The organism is Pedobacter sp. ASV12, from assembly GCF_016429155.1.
Lineage (GTDB): Bacteria > Bacteroidota > Bacteroidia > Sphingobacteriales > Sphingobacteriaceae > Pedobacter.
This window is the reverse complement of the sequence record NZ_JAELUC010000140.1, coordinates 1-5074: the sequence shown is the minus strand read 5'-3', so window position 1 is coordinate 5074 and position 5074 is coordinate 1. Positions and strand designations below refer to the sequence as shown.

Genomic DNA, 5074 nt, shown 5'->3' with positions numbered 1-5074 from the left:
CCCCCCCCCCCCCCCCCCCCCCCCCCCCCCCCCCCCCCCCCCCCCCCCCCCCCCCCCCCCCCCCCCCCCCCCCCCCCCCCCCCCCCCCCCCCCCCCCCCCACCCCACCCTTTTTTGTCGTGGTTCGTCGGCAGCGTCAGATGTGTATAAGAGACAGGGATCCCAACCGCCAAAACTATGCATGCGCAAGGAGGCAATCTCGTACATCTTCTGATAAAACGGCGCCAGACTGGTATCGGTATTGAGGTAATGAAAAAGAAAAGTGACCAACCAATTACCCAGTTTGCCAACTAAGCCAAAATAAACGATTAGAGCGATCAAAAACCAGGCGTATTTTTTCTTGCTGAGCAAGCGAGGCGCTATCCACTTGTAAAAAGGGATGATGTAGACCGTCATCAGCAAGGCAAAAAAAACAAGCTGTAAATGCGGAAACCAGTTGGCCGAACCATGATTGACCGTGGTTTGGTCTAAAAAATAGCTGTATTTATAGAGACAGACGTACAACAGCCAAATGAGCAGTTCGTAAATAAGAGCAAATCGGTTTTTCATGTTGCAAGTTTATCTAATTTGTGCTCCACTTTCAGCAGGTCCACCGACGAAATCACTTTTTCATCGACGAAATTTATGACCAGAAGATTGTGTCGAAAATAGCCCTGATTACATCGAAAGGCTATTGTTTAGCGATCAAAATAGCCGGTACTTTGACCAAATTCAAAACCAAATCCCGATTATGAAACGTTATTTTTTGATCATCATCAGCCTGCTTTTTATCAGTATTGCCCATGCCCAACAGATCGATTCTATTGCTTTTAACGGAGGCTATTTGTTTTTCCACCTTTACGGCAAGGGAAAACCAGTCATTATTTTAACCGGGGGGCCAGGCATCTCCTACCAGCAACAAGAAGAAGTGGCTATTCGCGTTGGACAGTCGTACCAGGCCATCTTGGTTGAACAAAGAGGAACAGGCAGATCTATGCCCGCCAAACTGAACAAGGAAAGCCTCAACATGGAACTGGCCGCCAACGACCTCAATCTTATTTTAGACCACCTACACCTGAAAGAAGCCACAGTTTACGGACACAGTTACGGCAGTTTTCTGGCCATGTACTACGGCGCTAAATATCCAAATCGTGTTAGCCAGTTGATTTTAACTGGCCCTGCCCCTTTTAATGGCACTGGCGATCAAATGGCTACCTATGGCGATAACAAAGAGGCTAGAATGGGATTGCTAGATACCAAGGCTTTAAACGAGCTCGACGAAAAGGCAGCCAAAGGTACCATTACCAAAGACGACGAGGCCTTATTCAGGAAATTCAGCAATGGTACGCTTTTGTACGACAAAAGTAAATTTGACCAGACTTTTGCCAGGGTGGCCACCGGAAAGATCAATACTACAACCATGAACCTGATGATGAGCTCCGTAAACAAGATAGACCTGACCGAAGCGGTTAAAAAATTCAGGAAACCAATCACTATTATTTGTGGCCGACAAGACCCTTTGGCTTTCATGGCTTACGAATATCAGTTGATCAACCCTTCGGTTAAGGTGCACTGGATAGCTAGAGCAGGGCATTTTGCCATGTTCGAACAGGAAGAACTCTTTTACAAAGCTTTGTTCGAAACTTTAGGCCAAACCAAATAAAGAGCTTTCCAAACTAAAAAGCCTCGTATTGTTACGGGGCTTTTGCATGCTTGGCAACAAGTCATTGACATGGAAGTTTAATTTTCGGCAAAAAGCTCTAGCCATTGCAACATTTGCAAATACAGGCTGTCTTTTGTACATCAACCAAAATAAACAGCTATGAAACGACTTTTACTTTTGCTTTTCCTTTCCATTTCATTCTCCTTACCGGGTTACGCGCAAAACGCTACGCAAAAAATAGACGAACTGTTGCTAAAATACCAGCAAAAGGACCGTTTTGATGGCACAGTACTCCTTGCCAAAAACGGTAAAATCATTTATCAGCGCCAGTTTGGATTGGCCAACCGGCAATTTAGCGTCCCCGTTGCGGCAAACACCAAATTTCCAGTGGCCTCCATTACAAAGTTATACACGGCCATACTTATTCTCAAGCTTCAAGAGCTTGGCAAGTTGCACTTAGACAGTCCTATTTTCAACTACACACCCAATCTTTTACCCAAAAACAACAAGAAGATAACCATCAGACAATTACTGGTTCATACCGCAGGGTTGCCCAACGAAAAGATTGCCGATTATACCCTACAGCTCAATGCCAAGGATTTTATTCAAAAGCGCATCGCTGATACCCTGCGTAGTACACCAGGAACTACTTATCGCTACAACAATGTAAATTTCATCCTGTTAACGGCCATTATGGAGCAGGTAAGTGGCAAAAAATGGACAACCTTGCTAACAGATTTTATCATCAAGCCCTTGCAGCTGCAACAAACCGGCGTAGTGAAAAGGGATTCGGTTATTCAAAACTTGGCTTATGGCTACCATAACTATTCTTTTGGCAATGAAAAAGTCAAAGATCCGCTAGAAAATGATGATCCGCTCTTTTTAGAAAACTATGCCGGTGCAGGAGCTCTTTTCACCACACCTATTGAATTGTTAAAGCTCAATCGCGCCTTAGCAGCCGGGAAAATCCTGAACCCAAGCTCTTTGGTCCTGCTTTACCAGCCAAGCCTTAAAACAGGACAAGGTACCAAAAGCGAAGAAGTTACACCAGGTGGCTACCTCAAAACGCTTAACATCGGCGACAAAAAAATAAAAGTCATCGAACGCAAAGGAAACATCATGGGTTATAATGCCACCTATCTGCAATTGCCGGAAAGCGGGCAAGTGCTCATTGTTTTTTGCAATACCGATGCCAACGACCTATCGAAAATAGTATGCGAAATTTTGGAATTTGCCTTATGATATAAAAAACGATTTCGATTTCAGGAACAAATCAACTAAATTCGTAGTTCGTTAATTTGAACTTTATGCCCGACCTATTAAAATCAAAGGTTTGCAATGCGCTAGTTATTGTCTTGGTCCTGCTGGCTTCCTGCTCGCCTAAAGTGAACAAGAACTATGCCTACAATCGCTACCAACGAAACTTCAACATCCATGTTTTAAACGATTCTTTGAAGCTTCACCTCACCTCGCCTGCCGACATCAGGTACAGCACAGATAAGCGCTCTTTCCAAGTTGCCTGGCAAAAAAGCCGGCTTAAAACTACCAATGAGATTCTATGGCTCGGAACAACTTCAACACCTCCTTATGAATTTGCGGTATCCATAGGAAACGCCAAGGAACCTGCGCAAAGAGGCTACTCCAAAATCATAGATACCCTGCTTAACGGCTATCAGCTCCATTTTATAGGCAGAACCGATAGCATAAGGGCTGTTGCGCCGATGGAGGCCGATTTAACTGCCATGGCCCGATCGATGAAATGGGGAGATAATTATCAGTTAGGCACCAGTTCGGTGATGGATATCGTTTCGGCATCGATGAACAATAACCAGTTTTACAAGACATTGTGCGAAATACAACAATATCCCCTGCCTCAAAAACAAGGTAATAGCCTTGAACTGCAGATGCAACTGACTTTTGCTTCTTTGTTGCTTCCCAACAAGCAATATGATGATTTGATTGGCTTGCAGGAATCCAATTTTAAGCCTAACGACACGGTTGTGAACAACATAAAAGCACACGGTGTGCCTAACAACGAGGCCATCGACCGTATGCTTGCCGAAGCGCAACAGGCGCAGGTACTCATGATCAACGAAAACCATTACTACCCACAGCACCGTTTATTGGTTACCGAACTGCTTCCCCGGTTAAAATCACTTGGCTATACCTATTTGGCGCTCGAAGCCTTGGAAGCTCCCAACGACAGCCTATTGAATAATCAGGGTGCATTCCCGACCTTAAATACCGGATTTTATACGCGCGAGCAAAATTATGGCAATCTGTTGCGCGAAGCGATAAAACTTGGTTTCAAGCTGGTGGCCTATGAGAATACCGACGATAAAATGGACCGCGAAATTGGCCAAGCCGACCAGCTGTACAGGCGCACTTTGGCCATCGACCCCAAAGCCAAGGTCTTGGTATTGGTGGGAATAGACCATTTATTAGAAAAACCCACTGCCTGGGGCAAAAAGTGGATGGCCACCGTTTTCAAGGAAAAATACCATATCGATCCGCTTACCATTAGCCAAACGCACCTTAACCTTTACCGAAAATATAGTCCTTCAACCTACACTTTGCTCAGCCAAAGCGATTTAACCGACAACAAGAAATACGGAGCCGTTGATTTCTACCTACTTAACAACCAGCAAAGACCTGTTGACCCGCACGGCATTGCCTACCAAAACACATTCGGAGTTCCTATACAGGTAGCCCTATTTTATGCCAAAGAGCAAAAAACAGCAACGGATTTTTATGGACACATTCCCTATTTTACCCGATTACTGGAGAAAAGCGAAAAGGTAAAATTGCCCATTGAACCTAAAGCCGAAGCTTTATTGGTGATTTATGATGCACAGGGCTATATTTTAGCCAAGAAAACCCTAAGCAATCCGTAGATTATTGTGCTCACAATCAACTGATTTCGTATTTTTATGAAAAATAGTTGGAGGGTTTTGTTTTAATTTCTATATTTGCCCCTCCTTAAACAAAAGGAATGATTCCGTAGCTCAGTTGGTAGAGCATTACACTTTTAATGTAGTGGTCCTGGGTTCGAGTCCCAGCGGGATCACATAAAAAAACCATCCGGTTCGCTTAAAGCTACTCCAAAAGAGTGGCTTTTTTCATTTGATGCACCCCCATCCTTGATTTTCTGAAAAATAGCACCAAAGAAATAAACAAGATGAGGATAAGCAATTGACTCTCTGGAGAAAACCAGATATTCCTTGTCATAGGAATTTATGCAGCCTGTGCTTATAAACAGCTATATTAGGAACCAATGGATGTAGCTGCTCTGTGAACAGATTTGACCAAGAACAATCGTTGAGAAATTTATGCGAACCACGCGCTACCGAAAGTTATACCTGTCTCTTATACACATCTAAAAAGGGGGGGGGGGGGGGGGGGGGGGGGGGGGGGGGGGGGGGGGGGGGGGGGG

General features: G+C 44.7%; 4 protein-coding genes and 1 tRNA gene. 4 read left to right on the top strand and 1 reads right to left on the bottom strand.

Features of this window, described 5'->3' with window-relative positions:
* Window positions 1-548, bottom strand: a 548-nt coding sequence (locus tag JHD69_RS19010) for a hypothetical protein (protein WP_199141919.1), incomplete at its 3' end; no start/stop codon positions are given.
* Between the two features lie 181 nt (window positions 549-729).
* On the opposite strand from JHD69_RS19010, the gene JHD69_RS19005 reads away from it, so the two are divergent.
* The 4 genes from JHD69_RS19005 (at window position 730) to JHD69_RS18990 (ending at window position 4708) form a co-directional block, all read left to right on the top strand.
* Window positions 730-1641, top strand: coding sequence for an alpha/beta fold hydrolase (locus JHD69_RS19005; protein ID WP_199141918.1), 912 nt, complete (start codon window positions 730-732; stop codon window positions 1639-1641).
* Between the two features lie 159 nt (window positions 1642-1800).
* Window positions 1801-2883, top strand: a complete 1083-nt coding sequence (locus JHD69_RS19000) for a serine hydrolase domain-containing protein (protein WP_199141917.1) — start codon at window positions 1801-1803, stop codon at window positions 2881-2883.
* Window positions 2884-2948: 65 nt separating this feature from the next.
* On the top strand, window positions 2949-4535 hold the full coding sequence (locus JHD69_RS18995) for a hypothetical protein (protein WP_199141916.1): 1587 nt from the start codon (window positions 2949-2951) through the stop codon (window positions 4533-4535).
* 100 nt (window positions 4536-4635) lie between these two features.
* A tRNA-Lys gene (locus JHD69_RS18990) sits at window positions 4636-4708 on the top strand.
* Window positions 4709-5074 lie beyond the last annotated feature (366 nt).

Excerpts from the sequence above, each read along its gene's own strand:
- JHD69_RS19005 (WP_199141918.1), top strand. The coding sequence starts at position 730 with ATGAAACGTTATTTTTTGATCATCATCAGCCTGCTTTTTATCAGTATT.
- JHD69_RS19000 (WP_199141917.1), top strand. The coding sequence starts at position 1,801 with ATGAAACGACTTTTACTTTTGCTTTTCCTTTCCATTTCATTCTCCTTA.
- JHD69_RS18995 (WP_199141916.1), top strand. The coding sequence starts at position 2,949 with ATGCCCGACCTATTAAAATCAAAGGTTTGCAATGCGCTAGTTATTGTC.